Origin of the sequence: Falcatimonas sp. MSJ-15, from assembly GCF_018918265.1 — a bacterium.
Classification (GTDB): domain Bacteria; phylum Bacillota; class Clostridia; order Lachnospirales; family Lachnospiraceae; genus Falcatimonas.
In genome coordinates, this window is record NZ_JAHLQC010000010.1 from 92,875 (window position 1) to 111,852 (window position 18,978).

At 32.9% G+C, this 18,978-nt stretch carries 15 protein-coding genes and 1 pseudogene; 3 read left to right on the forward strand and 13 right to left on the reverse strand.

The window, feature by feature from the left end; genetic code table 11:
* Window positions 1–147: 147 nt before the first annotated feature.
* Genes KQI85_RS09240 through KQI85_RS09280 form a run of 9 tightly spaced genes read right to left on the reverse strand, consistent with a single transcriptional unit; the run spans window position 148 to window position 10,047 of the window.
* Window positions 148–2,889, reverse strand: a complete 2,742-nt coding sequence (locus KQI85_RS09240) for a Z1 domain-containing protein (protein ID WP_216575810.1) — start codon at window positions 2,887–2,889, stop codon at window positions 148–150.
* Window positions 2,882–4,351 carry an ATP-binding protein gene (locus KQI85_RS09245; RefSeq protein WP_216575811.1) on the reverse strand — a complete coding sequence of 490 codons (1,470 nt, stop codon included), beginning with the start codon at window positions 4,349–4,351 and terminating at the stop codon, window positions 2,882–2,884. The genes KQI85_RS09240 and KQI85_RS09245 overlap by 8 nt, the downstream gene beginning before the upstream one ends.
* A complete protein-coding gene (locus tag KQI85_RS09250; RefSeq protein WP_253293818.1) occupies window positions 4,344–4,820 on the reverse strand; it encodes a very short patch repair endonuclease in 477 nt (158 codons plus the stop codon). The genes KQI85_RS09245 and KQI85_RS09250 overlap by 8 nt, the downstream gene beginning before the upstream one ends.
* Window positions 4,821–4,834: 14 nt before the next feature.
* Window positions 4,835–6,019: a hypothetical protein gene (locus KQI85_RS09255; RefSeq protein WP_216575812.1), complete on the reverse strand. Its 1,185-nt coding sequence runs from the start codon at window positions 6,017–6,019 to the stop codon at window positions 4,835–4,837.
* Window positions 5,997–7,439: an AAA family ATPase gene (locus tag KQI85_RS09260; protein WP_216575813.1), complete on the reverse strand. Its 1,443-nt coding sequence runs from the start codon at window positions 7,437–7,439 to the stop codon at window positions 5,997–5,999. The genes KQI85_RS09255 and KQI85_RS09260 overlap by 23 nt, the downstream gene beginning before the upstream one ends.
* Window positions 7,440–7,459: 20 nt before the next feature.
* Entirely contained in the window at window positions 7,460–7,846 is a 387-nt protein-coding gene (locus KQI85_RS09265) for a hypothetical protein (protein ID WP_216575814.1), read from the reverse strand.
* On the reverse strand, window positions 7,812–8,579 hold the full coding sequence (locus KQI85_RS09270) for a hypothetical protein (RefSeq protein WP_216575815.1): 768 nt from the start codon (window positions 8,577–8,579) through the stop codon (window positions 7,812–7,814). The genes KQI85_RS09265 and KQI85_RS09270 overlap by 35 nt, the downstream gene beginning before the upstream one ends.
* Window positions 8,576–9,823, reverse strand: a complete 1,248-nt coding sequence (locus tag KQI85_RS09275) for a DNA cytosine methyltransferase (protein WP_216575816.1) — start codon at window positions 9,821–9,823, stop codon at window positions 8,576–8,578. Before KQI85_RS09275 ends, KQI85_RS09270 begins: the two co-directional genes overlap by 4 nt.
* Window positions 9,824–9,834: 11 nt before the next feature.
* On the reverse strand, window positions 9,835–10,047 hold the full coding sequence (locus KQI85_RS09280; protein WP_216575817.1) for a helix-turn-helix transcriptional regulator: 213 nt from the start codon (window positions 10,045–10,047) through the stop codon (window positions 9,835–9,837).
* A 653-nt stretch (window positions 10,048–10,700) separates the two neighbouring features.
* Here KQI85_RS09280 and KQI85_RS09285 point away from each other — a divergent pair.
* Window positions 10,701–12,072 (forward strand): annotated as a pseudogene (locus KQI85_RS09285) (transposase).
* Between the two features lie 245 nt (window positions 12,073–12,317).
* Here the strand turns inward: KQI85_RS09285 and KQI85_RS09290 are convergent.
* Both KQI85_RS09290 and KQI85_RS09295 read right to left on the reverse strand, forming a co-directional pair.
* Window positions 12,318–13,274, reverse strand: coding sequence for a hypothetical protein (locus KQI85_RS09290; protein WP_216575818.1), 957 nt, complete (start codon window positions 13,272–13,274; stop codon window positions 12,318–12,320).
* 156 nt (window positions 13,275–13,430) lie between these two features.
* Entirely contained in the window at window positions 13,431–14,039 is a 609-nt protein-coding gene (locus KQI85_RS09295) for a bifunctional 2-polyprenyl-6-hydroxyphenol methylase/3-demethylubiquinol 3-O-methyltransferase UbiG (RefSeq protein WP_216575819.1), read from the reverse strand.
* Window positions 14,040–14,371: 332 nt separating this feature from the next.
* Between KQI85_RS09295 and KQI85_RS09300 the strand changes: the two genes are divergently transcribed.
* A complete protein-coding gene (locus KQI85_RS09300; protein WP_216575820.1) occupies window positions 14,372–14,620 on the forward strand; it encodes a type II toxin-antitoxin system Phd/YefM family antitoxin in 249 nt (82 codons plus the stop codon).
* Entirely contained in the window at window positions 14,620–14,880 is a 261-nt protein-coding gene (locus KQI85_RS09305; protein WP_216575821.1) for a Txe/YoeB family addiction module toxin, read from the forward strand. Before KQI85_RS09300 ends, KQI85_RS09305 begins: the two co-directional genes overlap by 1 nt.
* 78 nt (window positions 14,881–14,958) lie before the next feature.
* On the opposite strand, the gene KQI85_RS09310 is transcribed toward KQI85_RS09305, so the two are convergent.
* Both KQI85_RS09310 and KQI85_RS09315 read right to left on the reverse strand, forming a co-directional pair.
* Window positions 14,959–17,592, reverse strand: coding sequence for a DEAD/DEAH box helicase family protein (locus KQI85_RS09310; RefSeq protein WP_371820586.1), 2,634 nt, complete (start codon window positions 17,590–17,592; stop codon window positions 14,959–14,961).
* A gap of 518 nt (window positions 17,593–18,110) precedes the next feature.
* Window positions 18,111–18,971, reverse strand: a complete 861-nt coding sequence (locus KQI85_RS09315; RefSeq protein ID WP_216575822.1) for a carbohydrate ABC transporter permease — start codon at window positions 18,969–18,971, stop codon at window positions 18,111–18,113.
* Between the last annotated feature and the right edge of the window lie 7 nt (window positions 18,972–18,978).

The window sequence follows — 18,978 nt, forward strand, 5'->3', positions numbered from 1 at the left end:
TCTCACTTCCTGGTTCGGTTATTACCATTGACATCATTCCCTCATTATTATATCTAAGATATATATTTGCTCTGTATATTGCATCTATTCTCTGATATGTGTGATTTTTCGCACCATATGCAAATTTTCCCATATATTTATAGTTAGTTATTCCTCCTCATATGTACCTTCATCTACATCTTCTTCACCGAGCAATTCTCTTATTGCAACCTTATTAAGCATATATTTTGCATACTGAGCTTCTGAATTTTCAAGTCTAGGAATTCCTATACTAAATCCAATAACTTCTTTATCCTTATATTTATTTACAGCCTTTTTTATCTCATCTAAATTTTGTTTTTTATCATCTATTTTTAATTCAATAAAATATATCGTTAAGAGAGGATTCCTTTTTATCAAAAAGCAGTCTTTTTGTGAAAGTGCCTTTTCATCATTAGTTTCTTCAATATTTTTTTTCTGCTCTTCTGTCAAACCAAATTCTCCATCCATCGCTGAACCAAGTCTTTTTTTAGAACCACTCATCTTTAATATTTTCCCATCATTAACAACTGTAAAACTTCTTTCAATACAATTGAATCTTATACCATTTCCAAACTCTTTCACATGTGATGATTTTCCACTTGCAAATGCAACATCCCACAATTCAAGTTCTTCCCCTTCGTAGTTACCAATAAAATCATTGATAGTCTTTATATCAAAATAAGCATTTTTAGGCGATACCTGTATTCTTTCCAAGAATTCCATTATCATTTTCTTTGCAACATTAACAAATCCAACTTTCCCATTTACTTCTTTTCTGACCTGATATTTAGCTGATGTCAACTCATCCACAAATTCCTCTACTTCTTTCTCATTGTACAAATTCATATCTTCATCAGCATATATTTCCGGAGTTTCAATTACAACACTGTTAAAACTTATTGCACACTTTCTACTCTCTGCACTTCGCATCTTATTAGCAGCTGTAATCATAAGTGTTGCCATATCCGATTTTACTCTTAATCCAAAATCATTCGGTGTAAGTCCACTGTCTTCAAACTTTTTTACATCCTTTCGAAGTTCATCTGTAGCCTCACTTATATATCGATACCATTCTATACTATCTTCTGACATAAATATTTTACATACATCATTATATCCATCTCTGTATCCAAACCATCTTCCCATCTGCATAAGTGTATCGTACATTTTTGAATTACGGTAAAAGTAGCTTACAACAAGGCCTTCCAATGTCAACCCTCTTGACAGGCTCATCCCGCCAACAGCTATAACTCTTACTCCATCTTTATAATCATCATAACTGAATTTTTGACCTTCTTCTATATTAAACATCTGCACCATTATTCCTGCTGAGGATCGATAAAGTGTTTTTTGTATTTCTGACCATTCATACTCTTCTGAAATATTACTATATATTTGGTAATATGTTTCATTAAGTGCCGACAATTCTGAGTTTCTTAATGCCACACTTTCTTCAAGTCCTGCATAAATCTTAATTGCAGATTGCATTTTTTTAAGATAATCATTTACCAGGTCAGCTATCTGTTTTTGAACCAATGTAAATCGACTTACATTAATCAGCATAGAACGATGATTTTTCTTAATACCTCTCAAATCTTCAATTGCATTGGCAAGTATGAATGTATTAATTGCTGTCTCCATATCCTTTGGAAGTTTCTGAACCTGTATTGAATTTTTATGACTCTGGGGGAGCAGCAGCGCTATACTGTTTTGATTCTTGATATTATCATCAATTGCAACCAACATATTACTATTTGAACCATTTTCGCTAAATATATTTCTCGCTCCAATATAATTAGATGGCGCATTTAATGAATAAATGTAATCTCTTGGAAACAAATCATCTGCATACATCTCATTTTCTGTATCCGGATCTATAAATATATTAGCATATGGTGTCGCTGTGAATCCAACATAACTTGATTTTTCAAACATTTTCAGCATTTTTCTTATTTCACCATTTATCGCAGTTGGTGTTTCATCCTGTTCCTTTTTTGTATTTACAGAGGCATTATCAGCTTCATCATCAATAACAAGAAGTGACTGAGATATTGCATTTTCATCATTCTTATTGTATGTACTAAGCCACTTGTTAAGTCTCTTTAATACTCCTGAATTTTTTTTAACCACAAAAACCACCGTTCCATTAATACTCTTAAGATCGAAATTTAAGTTTTTTGCATTCTGTGCCTTAAAATCAGAATCTACAGATGTCAGAACCACTGTACTTACAGTTTTATCATACCTGCCAACACCAACGTACAAACCTTCTGTCTTATTCTTAATCATTACATTACTGTCAGCACCAACAAAACCTTCATCTACTCTCTGTTGTGTCTGCTGTCGAAGTTTTTCGATTGTTCCTGTAAGAAGAACTATTACTTTATATCCGGCATCTGCCGCTTTACACATAAGTCCTATATAATTGGCTGTTTTTCCTGACTGTACATCTCCAATTATAAGCCCTCTTCTGCTATACACTGCATTAGCTGACGGATCTCCAAGCAGATCTGTCAGCGTATCAAGTATATCGTCCATCTTATTAACAACACCTGTTGCAAAGTTTTTATCATTAATGAGATATTGTCTATATCTACTCCAATATCGCATCTCCAACTCTGCCTTCTTAGTCAAAAACCATTTTTCATGCTTTTTCTGTTCAACCAAACTTCCCTTGTCAAGTTTTATCGACATCTCCGACTTTATCTCTGCTCCAACCTCTTCTATCTCTTCATTTTTAAGACTGCTATATGTCGGTAACATTCTTAATTCCGCCATTTTTGCATCGATTGTTATCTCATTAATATCCATATCATCGCTCATAAACGCCTTAACCATTTTTTTAAACTGTTTCTGTATCTCATTCATACTTTTCAAGCTCCTTCTTTATTCTCTGTCTTACTATTTCATTATCACAATAAGGCTCAACTCTGTAAAAAGCTTTATAATATTCTTTCTCAGAAAGTCCATTATTTTTTATATACCTAATCTGTTCCTGCAATTTAATCCAAAGTTCTTCTGTTTTATCATCACCTTCAACAGCTTTTTTTTCTTCAATATTTCCCTTTGCTGCATCAACATAAAGTGATGCCGTTGGAAACGACTCCTCTAATACCTTAATTACATCATCAAGCATCTTTACCTGTTCTTTATCAAGTGTTTCTTCAAGCATTTTAATCTGTGGAATATTTCTGTTTACAACATACTCATACCCATTTCTAAGTTTCATTCGTTCCCAAATATACTCAATATTATCATCTTTCTTTTCTTTTCTGCCTCTGTATGTATGAACCCGTTCACTTCCCATCACCGATTCATATACTGCATTATACATATTTTTCTTTATAATATCCGGTAATATAGCAGTACTTTTTTTTATATCAATCGACCACATATAGTCCAAAGAATTTGGTATATCTACTCTTACTCTCGCCAATTTATTAAGTTCATCTTTTCTTTCAAGCCTAAACCATGTTCCCCACACTATAAGTCTTCTGTTTCTATAAACATAAAATCCCTGTTCTGTTCTTAAGTTTTCTTTTCCACCTGCTTTTTCAAAATCTTTTTCTGTAAGTTTTGACAAATGTGGCAAAATATACGGCTTTAAAGTTATTGTTTCTCCTTTGAGATGAATTTTTGACTCACGCTTTATCTGTGTTGCTTTATGATATGTCAAAAACGGATCTCTTGCCTCGATTTCACGATTGTTGACAGTTATAATAAGGTTATCATCTAAAAAGCGATGAAATAACAATGCAATATGATCTTCCATTTCTTTTAGACGCTCATTAAATGTTTCAATAATATTTTTTGTTCCTTCTCTAACTCTGTCAAAATCGTTAAGATACAAATATGTTCCACAATTCATATTCAACAATTTTTCTATTTTGGGAAATGCTCTTATCTCGTCTGTATCAAACCCTTTTAGCATCCATGCTCCTTTTTCTATAACATAATCCAAATCCCATGAATATGCGTTTATTTCATCATCATGCTTACTGACAACAACTAGTTTACGGCACTGTGACAATGAAGCCGATTTTAAACCAAGTCCAAATCGTCCAAGATCAGAATCATCTCTTTTTTCTAACGGATTACTACTTCCATATCTCATAGCTTCATATAATTTTTTATCTGACATGCCACATCCATTATCGATTATAATTAACGATGGATTTTCTGAAGGCTCTGATACTATATCTATCCTTGTTGCACGAGCGCCAATACTATTATCAAGTAAATCTGCAACTGCCGATGAAAAAGAATATCCAATCGATCTCATTGATTCAATTAATGTTGGTGCAAATGGCACACATTCCTGTTCATACATTATCTTCTGTCTCCTCCCAATCTTCCTGAAGTTTTAATCTGAATATTGTTTCTTCTATTGTTTTAACGCATTGTTCAGGATTACATTTTATATCATTTCCCCAAAACCTTAATACTGTATATCCGTTAAAACTTAGCTTCTTATCCACTTCATCATCTCTTTCAATATTCCTTGATATTTTCTTTATCCAAAATTCACTGTTATTACTGCTCTTCAATTTTTCTTTCAGAGTCCCCCAATCTTTTCCATGAAAAAACTCTCCATCACAAAAAATTGCTATTTTATACTTTGTAAGCACTATATCTGGTTTTCCAGGGAGATCTGCAACATTTTTTCTATATCTGTAACCTTTATTCCATAATGCTTTTCGTAATATAAGTTCTATCTTTGTATCAGATGACCTGATGTGTTTCATATTTCTGCTTCTTTGTTCTTTTGACATAACATCAGACATAATTTCACCATCCATTCCAAATTCAGCAATTATATATATGACCGCATCACATCTCTTATATTAAGATAATGTTCCTGTATATATATTCCATCAATATCCCTTCGGTCTATATGAACCCGAGAGTAATACTCTCCCTCATATGGCATCACCAAACCATTGATAATCTTTTCTGGCAACACTCTTTTTCCATAAATATCATTCATGAGAAAATAACTGTAGGCTACCTGCTTATAGTTAAGTTCTGACATCCTTTGATAATACTTAGAATCAAAAATCCACACTTTCCCTTCTTCCTGTTGTTCAAAAAAGTGATCGTATTCAACAGTAAAATCATGATTTTTTTTCTGATTTATAACGCTCTCTGTACTATCACGTCTTTTATGAAAATTAAATTTTTTACATCCACGCTCAAAAATCATATTCTTGCTGTAATTATCATACCTCAAAAGATTATTGTTAAGGTAATTCTGTACCATAGCCTCCCACGATAATGCAAATGCCTGCGTTAAAAAATAGGAACTTTCTGTAATACTTCCCTGCCATCTGAAATAAGAAATCATTGCCCTTATTAACTGTATTTCAGAATCTTTGAAATACTTCTCTTCTTCCTCTTTGAGTTTCTTTATAACTGCCTGAGTATTTTTAAAGTTAAAATGATATCCATCGCTGTCAATCTTTTCTCCAATTCCAGCATATCTTCCAAATTGTTCATACCCATCATTTATAGTATACTTCATGCACTCACCAAGGAATGTATTATACTGTTCATTTTTTCTTATTTCAAACGGAAGGAATATAAGATTCTTTCCACTTATAATTTTTTGACTTTTTCTTACTGTTCTATTCCAATCTATATTACCTGAATATCCACTTTTGCTTACTCTGACATTATTTTTAAATAAACCATACCTATTATAATAATCACATATAAGCGTATATGCTCTATATGGTATATTGCAGTCTATCATCTGCGTTGAACCTTTGTCAGTATCCCTAAAGCTTTTTAATATGCACCTTATTATCAGTTTTATATCACTGTCATCAGTATAATTAAAATGTTTGGGAACAGATATAAGCATCCTGTTTTTCTTATTTATGAATCCTACAAAGGCATATCTTCCATCTCTACAAAGTTCTGAAATCTCAAATTCCCTTACCAGCTGAGAATCTGCAATTTCACCATCCATTATATTAATTATCTGAGGTTTCTGCATCTTTATTCTCCTGAATATCATCTGAATTTAACTCTGTACTGTCATCCTCTGCTTCTTCAGTAAGTTCATCATAAAACTTCTCACAAAAAACATTTTCATGCTTCTCAATCCTTGAATACGCCTCACCAAATGTAGCTATTTCTTCCTTGAAAAGAGGCTTTTCTGCCATTGCACATTTATGAACATCTTCCCAAATATACTGTAATACCTTGTTCTTTATCTGATTATAGTTATATTTATCAATCTCAACATTGCTATTATAACCTTCTTTAAACTTAACAAAAAACTGTCCTATCTGTTTATCTTCTCTAAGCTTCATATCTTTTGTCACATATTTATTAAGTTTTTGATAAAAATCAGTCCATTTTAATATATGATTTCCCAATTCAAACTTATAATCATTCCTATAATCTCCATTCTTTTGTGAAACCGGCTCTGTACCAACATATTCAAACTCAAATCTTCTCTTAAACGCATTATCCATAACAAATACATTTTGATCGCTTGTATTAACAGTACCATATATGTAAAAATTTTCAGGCAAATAAATATTATTATTATTAAATTCAAATCCTGTTTTATCTTTTACATATTCTGCAACAAGATCGTTTCTAATTTTGTATGCACTTCTACCATCATCCCTTCTATCCAACAGTTGGAATAAATCTCCAAAAACCGCTGCAACATTCGCTCTCGACATTTCTTCCAACACAAGAAAAACTTTTTTGTCACCATTCTCTAAATCCATCGCTTTTGATAATGCCAATGTAAATATTCCAGGTTTAAAATCATAAGTTATATTTTTATCATCTTTAACCACCGGATATGTTGTTCCAACAAAATCATAATACGAATATTCCGGATGCAGCGTTGTTCTAAATACAAACTCACAGTCATTATCTTCATCAGATTCATCATAATTGCTGTATGTTTCTTTTATCTTTTCTGTAATGCCATAACTCTTTCCAGTTCCTGGCACGCCATACTTTATAAGCTGTCTAACCTCTATTCCTGATTCTTCCAAATCTTTCTTTTCTGATGCCGCTATAACAACACTGTGCCTATCCTCTCTGCATAATTCACTCATATAATCATATACTGCTCCGTCATCAGATATAATTACTCCGAGCTTGAACACGTCACCTTTTTCCGCCTTTAAAGTCAGCAGATCTCCTTCCTGAATATCTCTAATCAAACCTCTACAGTCTATTTCTTTCTTCATTGCAGTTTTTATATTTCCACTAAAGCGTTTATCAGTCTGAGAAAATATAGTAATTTCTTCTTTTTCTCCACTTTTCTCACCTATTACAGTGAAAGTATCTCTGCCATTAAATATTTCCTGCTGAATTTTAATTGTTATTCCTATCTGATGTGTAATACACTGTTTATCCATTCTTCTAATATAAATACTGTTTGCCATAATATCCTCCATTGGTAATATCAATATCTTCCTGTAAGCTTTAGTTCTTCTCGTGTTTGTAAAAATGCATGCCTGTCACTTCCTCTAAACAGTATAAAAAGATCAAGATATCTGCTATCTCCACTTTTTACGATTTCAACATCATAATGTTCTGAATCTTTCTTATATATCAGCAGAATATCATTTATATCAGCCCTGCCCTCATCAGCGAGAATCTTCTTAAAATCTCCGCCAAATCTTGGATCAGTAGCACTATTTATGGTCACTTCGCCTTCCGAACCAGAACGTATTCCTCGAAAACCGACACCTAATGTTCTATTTTCAAAAAAGCTTCTTACAATATCTGTTTTTACACTTATCTCATGAGTTGTATCATGGGGAAACACTTTTCTTACATACACTATCATATTTATAATCCTCCCTAAGTACATATTCACTCCATTGCTCTGCAATTGCCTTTGCAAATCCAGGAAAAGTTTTACTTCTCATGTTTCTTCTTTCTTCTGGTGTTTTCGCTTTTACCAATGCATCAGAGTACCATTTTGGCAATTTTTTTCCACTACTTAAGACAACCATCTCTCCCTTACCAACTACGTTAGTTTTCTCTAGCAAAGGTAAATTCTTAAGCCAAAGACAGGTTGACTTGGATGCTTCATCTCCAAAGAAATATGGCTGTACAACCTGATCCGGCTTTCTATATCTCGTATTCATGACACCTACCGGATTTTCTACTGCTATATGTTTAATATTAGCATTGACCAATGCCATAAAAAAAGCTGCACCTTCCTCTCTGTCTCTTGCTCTGTTTGGAAATCTTGGATGTGGCCTTCTCTGCTCAACAGGAAGATTTTTATCATCTGGATGATAAAACCATCTTGCTCCACTAACAGCCAAAAAAGTACATGGTGGATGCGCTATCATTATATCCCAATCACCATCAATATATGCTTCCTCTCCGTTCTGCAAAATTCCACCTTTATTCTTTATAATATCTAATACATCTGTATTAAAATGCCATTCAGGATGACCTCCACTACATTTCAATAAATCACAGCTGTACGCTATATGTCCAAGTTTTCTAAACTCAGTGCAAACTCTCTGACTTTCTTCGCATGCAACCAGCACATTTAATCTTTTCATCTATCATTAACCTCCAAAACTGAACTTACTGCTTTCGCTATGCTTTTTGCAAATAATACTGGTACGGCATTTCCTATCATCTTATAGCAGTACGCATTCGAACCAATAAATTCATAATCCATAGGAAAACTCTGCAAAAGTGCTGCTTCTCTTATTGTAATCGAACGCCCCTGCTCTTCATCCGGATGAATAAACATAAGCCCATCTTTATGTAAATGTGATACAATTGTAGGTGACGGCTTATCCCATTCAAGACTTCTATATTTGTTATGATTTGTCGTTTTTCCTGATACCTGCTTATAAAATTCTAACTTTTCTTCGTTAGGAATATCATTCATTTTTTGAGATACCCATTTTCTAAATACCTGAATATCTCTCTTATTATGATATCTTGCCTCATGCTGAGAGATTACCTCATTACCAATCAGTTCATGCGATACATTGGCATTTCCTTTCTTATACGGATGTTCTAATTCTCTAAACTTAGGCATGGCTCCAATAGCATCCCTGACTGTTTTTTTAGGACCGGTAAGCTTCTGTGCATTCAACGCTTCATAAAAATCCTCTGTCTTATATTCAGAATTTTTATCAACACCAAATATAATTACTCTGTTTCTGTTTTGCGGAACTTCAAAATCAGATGCACAATATATAGACTTCTTCATTTTTTGTGGACTTCTTATCTCATATCCTATCTCGTTAAATGCTTTACATATACGTTCTATAACAAGAGTATCTCCAGGTCTTGCGCTAAGCATTCCGGGCACGTTTTCAAACACAAAAACTTTTGGTCTATAATGTTCCACAATCTTAACAAAACTTTCAAAAAGATAATTTCTGTAATCATTCTTCATAGAATTCGGATCCTGTGCCCTTCCCGCCAATGAATATGCCTGGCACGGCGGACCTCCAATAACGACATCAACTGTTTTCTTACCAATAATTCCATCAAGGCCCTTTTTTGCAACTATATCCGAATTAGCCTTTGCATAATCTTTCATCGTTTCTTCAGGCCAATTTCCAAAAAGCAGTTCATCTGTTTTTTGAATATCAAATTGTATAACACTTTCTTTTGCTTTGTCTTCAGAATATTTCCATCTTTTAACCAAATTATTTCTGAGAGTGTCTACCATAGGCTTCTCCCATTCCACATGACCCAAAAAATCAAATTTGTTGGTTTCCAAAAAACCTTCCGATAAACCTCCTGCTCCACAGAACAGATCCAAGCATGTAAATTTCTTCATAACTATACTCCTTAATCAACACTTCTTTTTTCAAAACTCATAACATCTCCAATATCACAATTAAAATATATACAGATACGCTCAAGAACATCAAGCGACACCGCTTCACCCTTTCCCATTTTAGCTATAGTAGCCGAACTTATACCGAGTGCTTCTGTCAAATCTTTTTTTTGCATATCATTATCTATAAGTTTTTTCCATAAACCGTTATAAGATATTTTCATCTCTATATCCTCTTTCTTTCCAACCAACTGAGTGCTAACACCTATTATAAATTATAGCATATCTTACTAATTTTGCATAGAGCAACTTTTAGTTTTCTAAAGCTTTTATTTTTCCATATAAATTTTATTTTTATATAACAATCAAATTATTAAGTTTATTGTATAAAGCAACATATAATAAACTTAATAATTTCAAAAATATCCGTCAAATTTCATAACACAACTTATTTCACTTTTTTCATTTTTAATTTCCATATTCATAGTAGCTTTTATCCATGTCTTTTTAAGTTTTTTTGAAACATAATATTGCAAAAAATTATCTTTAAGATAATATCTTCACTGATTAACAGTTACAATAATCAGCTTATCCATCTTCCTATGCTCCTCATAATATTTTAATAATTTATCTACATCTTTTTCATTCGAATTGCCTCAATTCCACTAAACTTAATGCATTTTTCCTCAGCTTTATGTATTGATTTTTCTTTACCTCCATCATAATCTTATAATAGGCGTTTGCGAAACGCCACAAGCCGCATAAATACAGCTTTTTTTGTTGCTAAAAGATAAATAACCCCTCACTAGATATGGTATAATAGAGTTGTCAAAAAAACTATAAACCATGTACCAAGAAAGGAGTTATTCTGATACCTATGATACCATATAAACAGCTTTCTTTGGCAGTTTTTTTCAGATTGCCCAAATAAATTTGAAAATGACAAACCTGCATTTCTATCCCTATTAGAAAATCATATCGATATTGATGAGTTTATTCCGATTTCTTTTAGAAATCATTTTTATGCTTCAACGGGCAGAACCCGTAAATACCCTTTACAGGCTTTCCTGTGGGCTTTGATTATACAGCATATTTTCTCTATCCCTACAGTTCAGCTTCTCCTGACTTTTCTCGCTTACTCAAAACCACTGCGTGAATTCTGTGGTTTTACCAAAGTTCCGGACACTTCCAAAATTACCCGCTTCAAACAGGACTTTTTAGATGACCTGCAGCTTGTATTTGATAACCTTGATGTTACCGAACCTATCTGTCGGGCGATTGACTCTGCAAAAGCTGATATCACCATCTTTGATTCTTTTGGGATTGAAGCTTTTGTTACTGAAAATAATCCCAAATACGCAAACCGTATTATTAAGCAACTTAAAGCCTATGCCAAAGCCCAGGGATTTGATGAATCTTATGCTCCCTACAAGGCTGCATATGGTTCCATGCCATCCCATGCCTCTGCTAATCCTTAGATTAAACAGCTTTATATCAATGGTCATTTTTACTATGTCTTCAAGTTTGGTATTATCACTAACGGGCTGGGCATCATCCGTCATATCTCTTTTTATAACAATGACTTTATGAAATCACATTCAGATATCGTTGTCGAAAAGAAATCCGATTCTCCTGACGAAGATAAATGTGTTCATGATTCAAAGCTTTTGATTCCAACACTGAAAGACTTCTTTTTAAAACACCCTCTTATAAATCCTAAAACCTTTCTTGGTAATGCAGCTTTCGATTCATCTCTGCTTTACAGTGAATTACTTACAGGCAGCACTTTTGGAGAAGATAAACATTTCTCTAAAGCATACATTCCTCTTAATTCATGTACAGTAATTAAGAATCTTGATTGCAAAATCAACGAAAACAGCATACCTTGTTGTCCTAAAGATGATTCTCTTCCCATGAAACCTGAAGGCTCATCTAAACGCAAAAACGGATTAACAAGATATAAGTTTGTTTGTCCCAAAATCAAATATGTCTATGACAAAACCACTCGTAAAACCCATCGTGAATGCATGTGTGATTCTCCTTGTACAACATCTTCGTGTGGTCGGATGACTTATATTTATCCAGAAAAAGAGCATCGTGCCTGCCCTGGTGTTCTTCGTGGTACAGAAGAATGGAATAATACTTATAAAATCAGAACCACTGATGAAAGAGATATCAGTCATATCAAAGATACCTCTGTCTGGCAGGACGTCAGACGCAAAACGAACCCCCTCCGCATGTTGATTTAATTCTGGCAGGTATCACACACCTCATTACAGTTGTTCTTGCAGATAAGATCAACCATCATAAATACATCCAAAGTCTAAAACCTCTCATAGCCTAGGACTTACCAACTTCATAAATTCTAAGGCTTATTAAAGTGCACCTAAATTTGGCAGTTATCCACTTTTCATCTTAAAATTCGTGTTCCGCGCGAATTTTTCCTTATTTTGAATTCAAAATTGCGAACAAGCTAAGCGAGTTTCGCAATTACCTATAATAAAGAAATTTGATAAATATTTGATGCACCTATAGGGACTTCAATAGGCTGAATATAGCGACATCCTTCATCTCCATAAACAGACATATTCATAGTCACATTTACACCATTATTTCCTTTAATTCGCCATTCAACATCATCAATCCATTCTGATTTCATAATTACTCTAGGAAGCACCATACATAAGCCTTTTTTTCCATTTTCAAAAGCTAGATAAGGTTTTGTTTGAAACTCTTGCTTCTTATCTGCATTACCTCTCGCATTGCTTCTTTCACGATTCTTCCAATCCGAATAGATACCTATATATCTTGATTCGCCATAACGTCCTTGTTCTACTGCTAACATTGCATCATGAACTTCCAAAATAAATTCAACCGCCCTATCATTCCTATATCTCTGTAAAAAATCAAGCAAAGGTTTTCTTATTTTACAAGAACGCATATCAATAAGATCCTCTATTATTAATCGAGGATCAAAAAATGAATGTATATCATAACTTAAGACATAAAACAAATTCTCCAAACTACTTTCTGGTGGTATTCCAGCTTCAAAAAAAATGGGAGCCATATTGACACGCCTTTCATCTTTTATGTCACTATAATCGAATCCATATTTTTTAAATGTTCTTCTTATACATTTGCCAATCTCAGTCTCCAAAACAGAATTAAGCCCTATATTTAATTCTTCTGCCATAAGTCCCCAAAAATTTACATCATACTTATATCTCATCATAAAAACAAGGAATGTTGTTATAGCTACCGGATAATTTTTGCAAATATTACCTATTTCATAACTTGAATTTTCTATTATGTCTTTTATTCTCTTTCTAATTGTTTCATAATCGTCTACTGAAAAAGGAATATCTCCCCATAAGTCTTTATCCTGTAATTCTTCAACAATCATATTTTCAATTGCTCTTAGTGACATATCACCGGTAATTTTTTTCTGCATACTTACCTCTCTTATCTCAAAAAGATTTTATATTGTACATAATGTTATTTTATCGTTTACATTTTACTAGTATTATACCATATAATGCAAAAGTCTTACAGTGTTTTAAGTTATTTTCTATTTTTATCTCTTTATTTTTTATATTTGAACAACATCTTACATCTGTTCCCTATTCTCCCCCACAACATTAACCCACTTTTCTCCATCCCTTCCCTCTCTAACATCTCCACTAATCCATATCTTACAGACTGACATACCGGCATCTGACAACCATTTTTTCACGCTCTCTTCATTCATATCTGTAAAATATCTTCCATTTTTCTCTCTGCTTCCTATACCATATTTAAAAGATGCATATAGCACCCCATCTAGCTTTAACGCACGCTTTATCTTAACAATGACATCATTAAGTTCTTCTTCTGACAAGTGTAGAAGTGATGCACATGCCCAGATTCCATCATACTTACTCTCATCATTAAGTTCTTCAAAATACATCTTCTTAACCATAATTCCAGTATACTCAGAAGCCAGTCTGCACATAGCTTCTGATGCATCACACGCAGATACATCATAACCTTTTTCAAGGAAATATCTGCTATCACGACCACTTCCACAGCCAAAATCTAATATACTTCCACCATCTCTCACATAAGACAAAAAGATATTCCCCGCTTCGCTAAAATCTACATCTTTTGTTGTCTTTACAAAACTCTCTGCATTTTTATTATAATATTCTATTGTCTGCTTTATCTCATCTTTTCTCATATCTATTCCTCACATATTCTTCTATACTTAAATAATCATTCCATTGTTAATTATCAAACAATTATTAATTATCTCTTATCTATCTAAGGCATTTATGGTTTCTCTTTCTATAATAAACACATAAAATGTATAAAATCTCAATTTCATTCTATCATATTTGTATAGACTTTACATTCAGATTCTTTGAAACAAACTACTAATTATTTTTTTAATGGAAAATGTTAATTTCAACTATTTTACAATATAATCTTGACTCAATTTTACTAACATGATAAACTATTTGTACAAATATCTGTACATTATCTTGTACAATTTTTAGGAGGAGTATAATTATGTTAGCTGTAAATTATTCAACCATCAGAAACAAATTAAAAGAATACTGTGATAAAGCTTCAGATTTTCAAGAAACAGTTATTATTACAAGAAAAAACGAAAAAAATGTTGTTCTTATGAGCCTTGAACAATACAATCAGCTAGAAAAAGCTGCTAGAAACAACGAATACCTTGCCATGATTGACAGAAGTATTGCTCAATTAGAAGCCGGCAAAGGACAGGAACATGAATTAATAGAGGTAGACTAATGAAAAAATTATGGTCAGACAGAGCATGGGATGATTATTTATATTGGCAAACTCAGGATAAAAAAACCATGAAACGAATCAATGAACTAGTTAAATCGATTGAACGCAAAGGATTATCGGAAGAAATTGGAAAACCAGAACCATTAAAACATCGCAAAGCTTGGAGTCGAAGAATTGATTCCGCTAATAGACTTGTATATACAATTGATGAAAATGGTTTTTTATGGATTATCGCTTGTAAAGGACATTATGAAGACTAAGCACAGCTTTCTATGGCTGTTGCCTAGTCTTTTGTCCATCTCGCTTTTCTCTAGCACATCCATTAATTGATATTCCCCCTACATCCTACGTTCCTCATATCTTCTTCTATAATAATCCATCGCTCTATATTCACATACATCTCTCATCTGTGTGGCAAATTCAGGCATACCCGCATATTTTCTAAGTTCTTCACTAAGAGCTATGACATATCCTTCTTTTTCTACAAAAAATCCTTCACCAGAAGCAAGAAGATACTTAACCGGCATTTGTTTTATCTTCGACAGATGTTTTTTATCACTTATCTGCATATATTCTTCTCTTGTAATTGCATCTCCAAAATCTTTCCAGTTAGTGCCATTATCAAAAAACTTCTTCCATCCTTTAAGAACATCTGCTTCACTAAGTTCCATCTTTATATAGTTTTTATGCACTTTATCCACCTGTTCTTTTACATTCTTGGTATTCATTGCATCAACATTATCATCATCTATATAGCAAAAACTTGCAAGCACAGGCATCTTGTAGACTTTTGTCATTGCAGTATTCTCAATATTCTTAATGAATTCTCTTGCAATTCCACCATATATAATCTGCTGATTTTCATTAAGATCACCGTTAGAATTTAGGAATCCAAGATAATCTTTAAATATATTTTCTTTAGATTTTCCGATGCAATATTCATATACATCACTGTCCATATATGTAAAAAGTTCAACCCTTGTAGGAACTTTCCCTAATATCTCCTTAACTCTCTCATATTCTTTAACTATTCTCTGTCTTATACTAACCGAACGTTCATCAAGCTTCTTAAAGATATCTATAATTCTAAAATCAAAATCTACAAAACAGTCATCAGGATACAGCGACGAATCATTATACATAGAAGCTGTTTTATTAGCATCTGATATATCTGTTTTTTCATTTTTTACACCTCTGGCTTTATCATCAATCTCATTAGATGACTTTGCACGCATGAGTAATTTTGGACCTATTCCCGCTTTTTCATAATTGCCAATAAAATCAAGAACATTAAGATATGTCTTACCTTTACTAAGTCTTAATCCTCTTCCGAGCTGTTGGAGAAATACAACCGGTGACTCTGTTGGTCTAAGGAACATAACCATATCAAGTGCTGCCACATCAACACCCTCATTAAACATATCAACTGAGAATATAACATTTATCTCAAGATTTTTAAGCTGTCTTATTGCAACATCTCTTTTCTCAGAGAACTCACCATCGCAATTACTATATACAGCAACTGCTTTTATTCCTTTTTTGCAGAATTCTCTTGCCATATCTTCAGCATGTTCTCTTGAACAGCAGAATCCTATCGCACGTTTTGAGCCATATTTCATATAATTCTTATATATAAGTTCATATCTCGTTATTGCATTTTTATATGTATCTGTAAGTTCTTTTTCAGCATATTTTCCTTTTACAATATGTAATTTTGAATAATCTGTATCATCATATATTCCATAGTAGTGAAAAGGCACAAGCATCCCCTTGTTAATAGCATCTCTAAGTGATATCTCGTATGGCACATTGTAATCGCAGATCTCATAGATATTCTTACCATCCATTCTCTCCGGTGTTGCTGTAAGCCCAAGCATGAATTCCGGTTCAAAATATTTAATAATATTCTGATATCCTTTTGTTACTGAATGATGGAATTCATCTATAATCATGTAATCAAAATATTTTTTTGCAAAAAATTCTTCGCTAAGATATTTTTCATCACCAAGTGTTCCTACTGATGCAAATATGACAGATTTGTCTGTGTCTTTATTTTTTCCATCAAAAAAACCATAATCGTCTGAATTACGTACATTTCTAAATGATTCTGCTGCCTGTTTAAGAATTTCTTCCCTGTGTGCAACGAATAATATTCTCTTATAATTCTTAGAATCAAATGCTGCAAGATATGTCTTACCAATTCCCGTAGCTGCCTGAATAAGTGCTTTTGATGCCCCTTCCGCTCTGCTCTTTTCAAGTGCATAAAGTGCTTCTATCTGTGCTCCTCTTGGTTCATATAATATTTTTACATTGTTATCGCTAATATCAAGAGTATCATATTTTGCAAGGTCTTTTGATACTGCAGGTCTATGCCAGTTTTTAGAATAATTATCAAGTTCATCATCATCAATTATTATTGAATGATTATTAAAAAGATCCACGAATGTACTATAAAACATCTGATAACTTCTCAAATCAACACTATCCTCAAGCCTGTAATTCCATTCTATTCCTGATGTTAACGCACTTCTTGATATGTTAGAAGAACCTATGAATACTTCATTTCTGTTCTCATAATGAAAAAAATATGCTTTTGGATGAAATGATCTGCTCTTATCATTATAAAAACGCAGATCTATCTTATCTCCAAGCTCATGTTTTATAAGATATAATGCCGATGGCTGTGTAATACCAAGATAATTGCCTGTAAGAATATTAATCTTAACATCTCTTGATAATGCCTGTTTAAGATCGCTTAATATCATCTTAACACCGGATTCCATAAGAAATGATACAACAATATCTATTGATTTGGCATTTCGCATACTCTGTTTTAACTGATAGTATAGATATCTTCCTCTATTCTTATCACCAGTTGTAACATTAGTAATATCCAGTTCTGATATCATTCCATCAGTACTGACTGCATCTAATTCCAATTTACCATCTGTATTTTTAATCTCTTCGCCCATATTCATCCACCTGCCATTTAATATCTATATATTCTGATATATCCATAGTTACTGACTAGTTCAATTTTATTACAACCTCGATTTTTCTTCATTCGATGGTCCGGTGAACTTTATTATCTATAATCTTTAATATCTGCTTGGATATATCTTATTTTATACGCACTTAATCTATATTTCTATCTTATCATTATGGTATATATAATTCCACTAATATTTATCCCAAAATTTCTTTCTATATTTTATATTTCATATCACAATCACTTTTTCTATATTTCATATTTCCCATCTTAATCACCTTTTTCTATATTTCATATTTCCCATCTTAATCACTTTTTTATATATTCCATATTTCCCATCTTAATCACTTTTTCTATATTTTATATCCCCCATCTCCATCACATTTTTCACACAAAAAACCACCCCACCACCTTTATTTTTCAAAAGACGATGGAGTGGTTCTCTGATTATATTTTTATGGAAAGTTATGTATGTACAGCCATATTTAATAGCATGACATCTTATCCTTTAACACTACCAATAGCAACACCCTGCACGATGAATTTAGATAAGCAGAGATATACAACTACTACCGGAAGAATTGATATTGCAATTACCATATATACCTGACCCATATCGAATTTTAAGTAATCGGCACTTCTGTACATAGCAATCATGATAGGAAGTGTCTTTCTCTTAGCATCTTCAAGAATAAGAGCTGGTACGAAGTAGTTATTCCATGATGATACGAATGCAAATATCGCCTGAACTGCAACTGCCGGTTTTAATATAGGAAGAACTACATGGTTAAATGTTCTGAATTCACTGCTTCCATCTATTCTTGCCGCTTCAATAATCTCTATTGGAAGTGAACTCTCCATGTACTGTTTCATAAAGAAAAATACAACCGGAGCTGCTATTGATGGAACTATAAGTGGTACAAAAGTATTCATAAGATGCATTGATTTCATTAAGTTAACAAAACCCATACTAGATACCTGTGCCGGAACCATCATTATCATAAGAATAAATGTAAAAGCTGCATTTTTGAATCTAAAATTATAAGCATGAATTGCGTATGCTGTAAGTGCTGAAAAATATGTTGTAAGCACTGCACATGATGCTGATATTATAAAACTGTTTCTAAGTCCGTAGAGAATAGGTATCTCTTTGTTGGCAAATACAGTTTTAATATTAGCAAGAAGTCTTTGTCCTGGTATTACCGAGAATCCCTGCTGAATCTGTGCATTAGCTCGTGTTGCGTTAATTACAAGAATATAGAATGAAAACAGGCATATAACTGAGAGCAATATAAGTACAAGATAGCTTATGAATCTTCTTACTCCAAGAACAGCCTTATCGCTTCTTTCTTTTTTGTTCATAACCTCA

What these genes read in the sequence shown, in the direction of transcription:
- KQI85_RS09240 (WP_216575810.1), bottom strand. Translation starts at nt 2,889, where the DNA reads ATGAATGAGATACAGAAACAGTTTAAAAAAATGGTTAAGGCGTTTATG.
- KQI85_RS09245 (WP_216575811.1), bottom strand. Translation starts at nt 4,351, where the DNA reads ATGTATGAACAGGAATGTGTGCCATTTGCACCAACATTAATTGAATCA.
- KQI85_RS09250 (WP_253293818.1), bottom strand. Translation starts at nt 4,820, where the DNA reads ATGGATGGTGAAATTATGTCTGATGTTATGTCAAAAGAACAAAGAAGC.
- KQI85_RS09255 (WP_216575812.1), bottom strand. Translation starts at nt 6,019, where the DNA reads ATGCAGAAACCTCAGATAATTAATATAATGGATGGTGAAATTGCAGAT.
- KQI85_RS09260 (WP_216575813.1), bottom strand. Translation starts at nt 7,439, where the DNA reads ATGGCAAACAGTATTTATATTAGAAGAATGGATAAACAGTGTATTACA.
- KQI85_RS09265 (WP_216575814.1), bottom strand. Translation starts at nt 7,846, where the DNA reads ATGATAGTGTATGTAAGAAAAGTGTTTCCCCATGATACAACTCATGAG.
- KQI85_RS09270 (WP_216575815.1), bottom strand. Translation starts at nt 8,579, where the DNA reads ATGAAAAGATTAAATGTGCTGGTTGCATGCGAAGAAAGTCAGAGAGTT.
- KQI85_RS09275 (WP_216575816.1), bottom strand. Translation starts at nt 9,823, where the DNA reads ATGAAGAAATTTACATGCTTGGATCTGTTCTGTGGAGCAGGAGGTTTA.
- KQI85_RS09280 (WP_216575817.1), bottom strand. Translation starts at nt 10,047, where the DNA reads ATGAAAATATCTTATAACGGTTTATGGAAAAAACTTATAGATAATGAT.
- KQI85_RS09290 (WP_216575818.1), bottom strand. Translation starts at nt 13,274, where the DNA reads ATGCAGAAAAAAATTACCGGTGATATGTCACTAAGAGCAATTGAAAAT.
- KQI85_RS09295 (WP_216575819.1), bottom strand. Translation starts at nt 14,039, where the DNA reads ATGAGAAAAGATGAGATAAAGCAGACAATAGAATATTATAATAAAAAT.
- KQI85_RS09300 (WP_216575820.1), top strand. Translation starts at nt 14,372, where the DNA reads ATGTTAGCTGTAAATTATTCAACCATCAGAAACAAATTAAAAGAATAC.
- KQI85_RS09305 (WP_216575821.1), top strand. Translation starts at nt 14,620, where the DNA reads ATGAAAAAATTATGGTCAGACAGAGCATGGGATGATTATTTATATTGG.
- KQI85_RS09310 (WP_371820586.1), bottom strand. Translation starts at nt 17,592, where the DNA reads ATGGGCGAAGAGATTAAAAATACAGATGGTAAATTGGAATTAGATGCA.
- KQI85_RS09315 (WP_216575822.1), bottom strand. Translation starts at nt 18,971, where the DNA reads ATGAACAAAAAAGAAAGAAGCGATAAGGCTGTTCTTGGAGTAAGAAGA.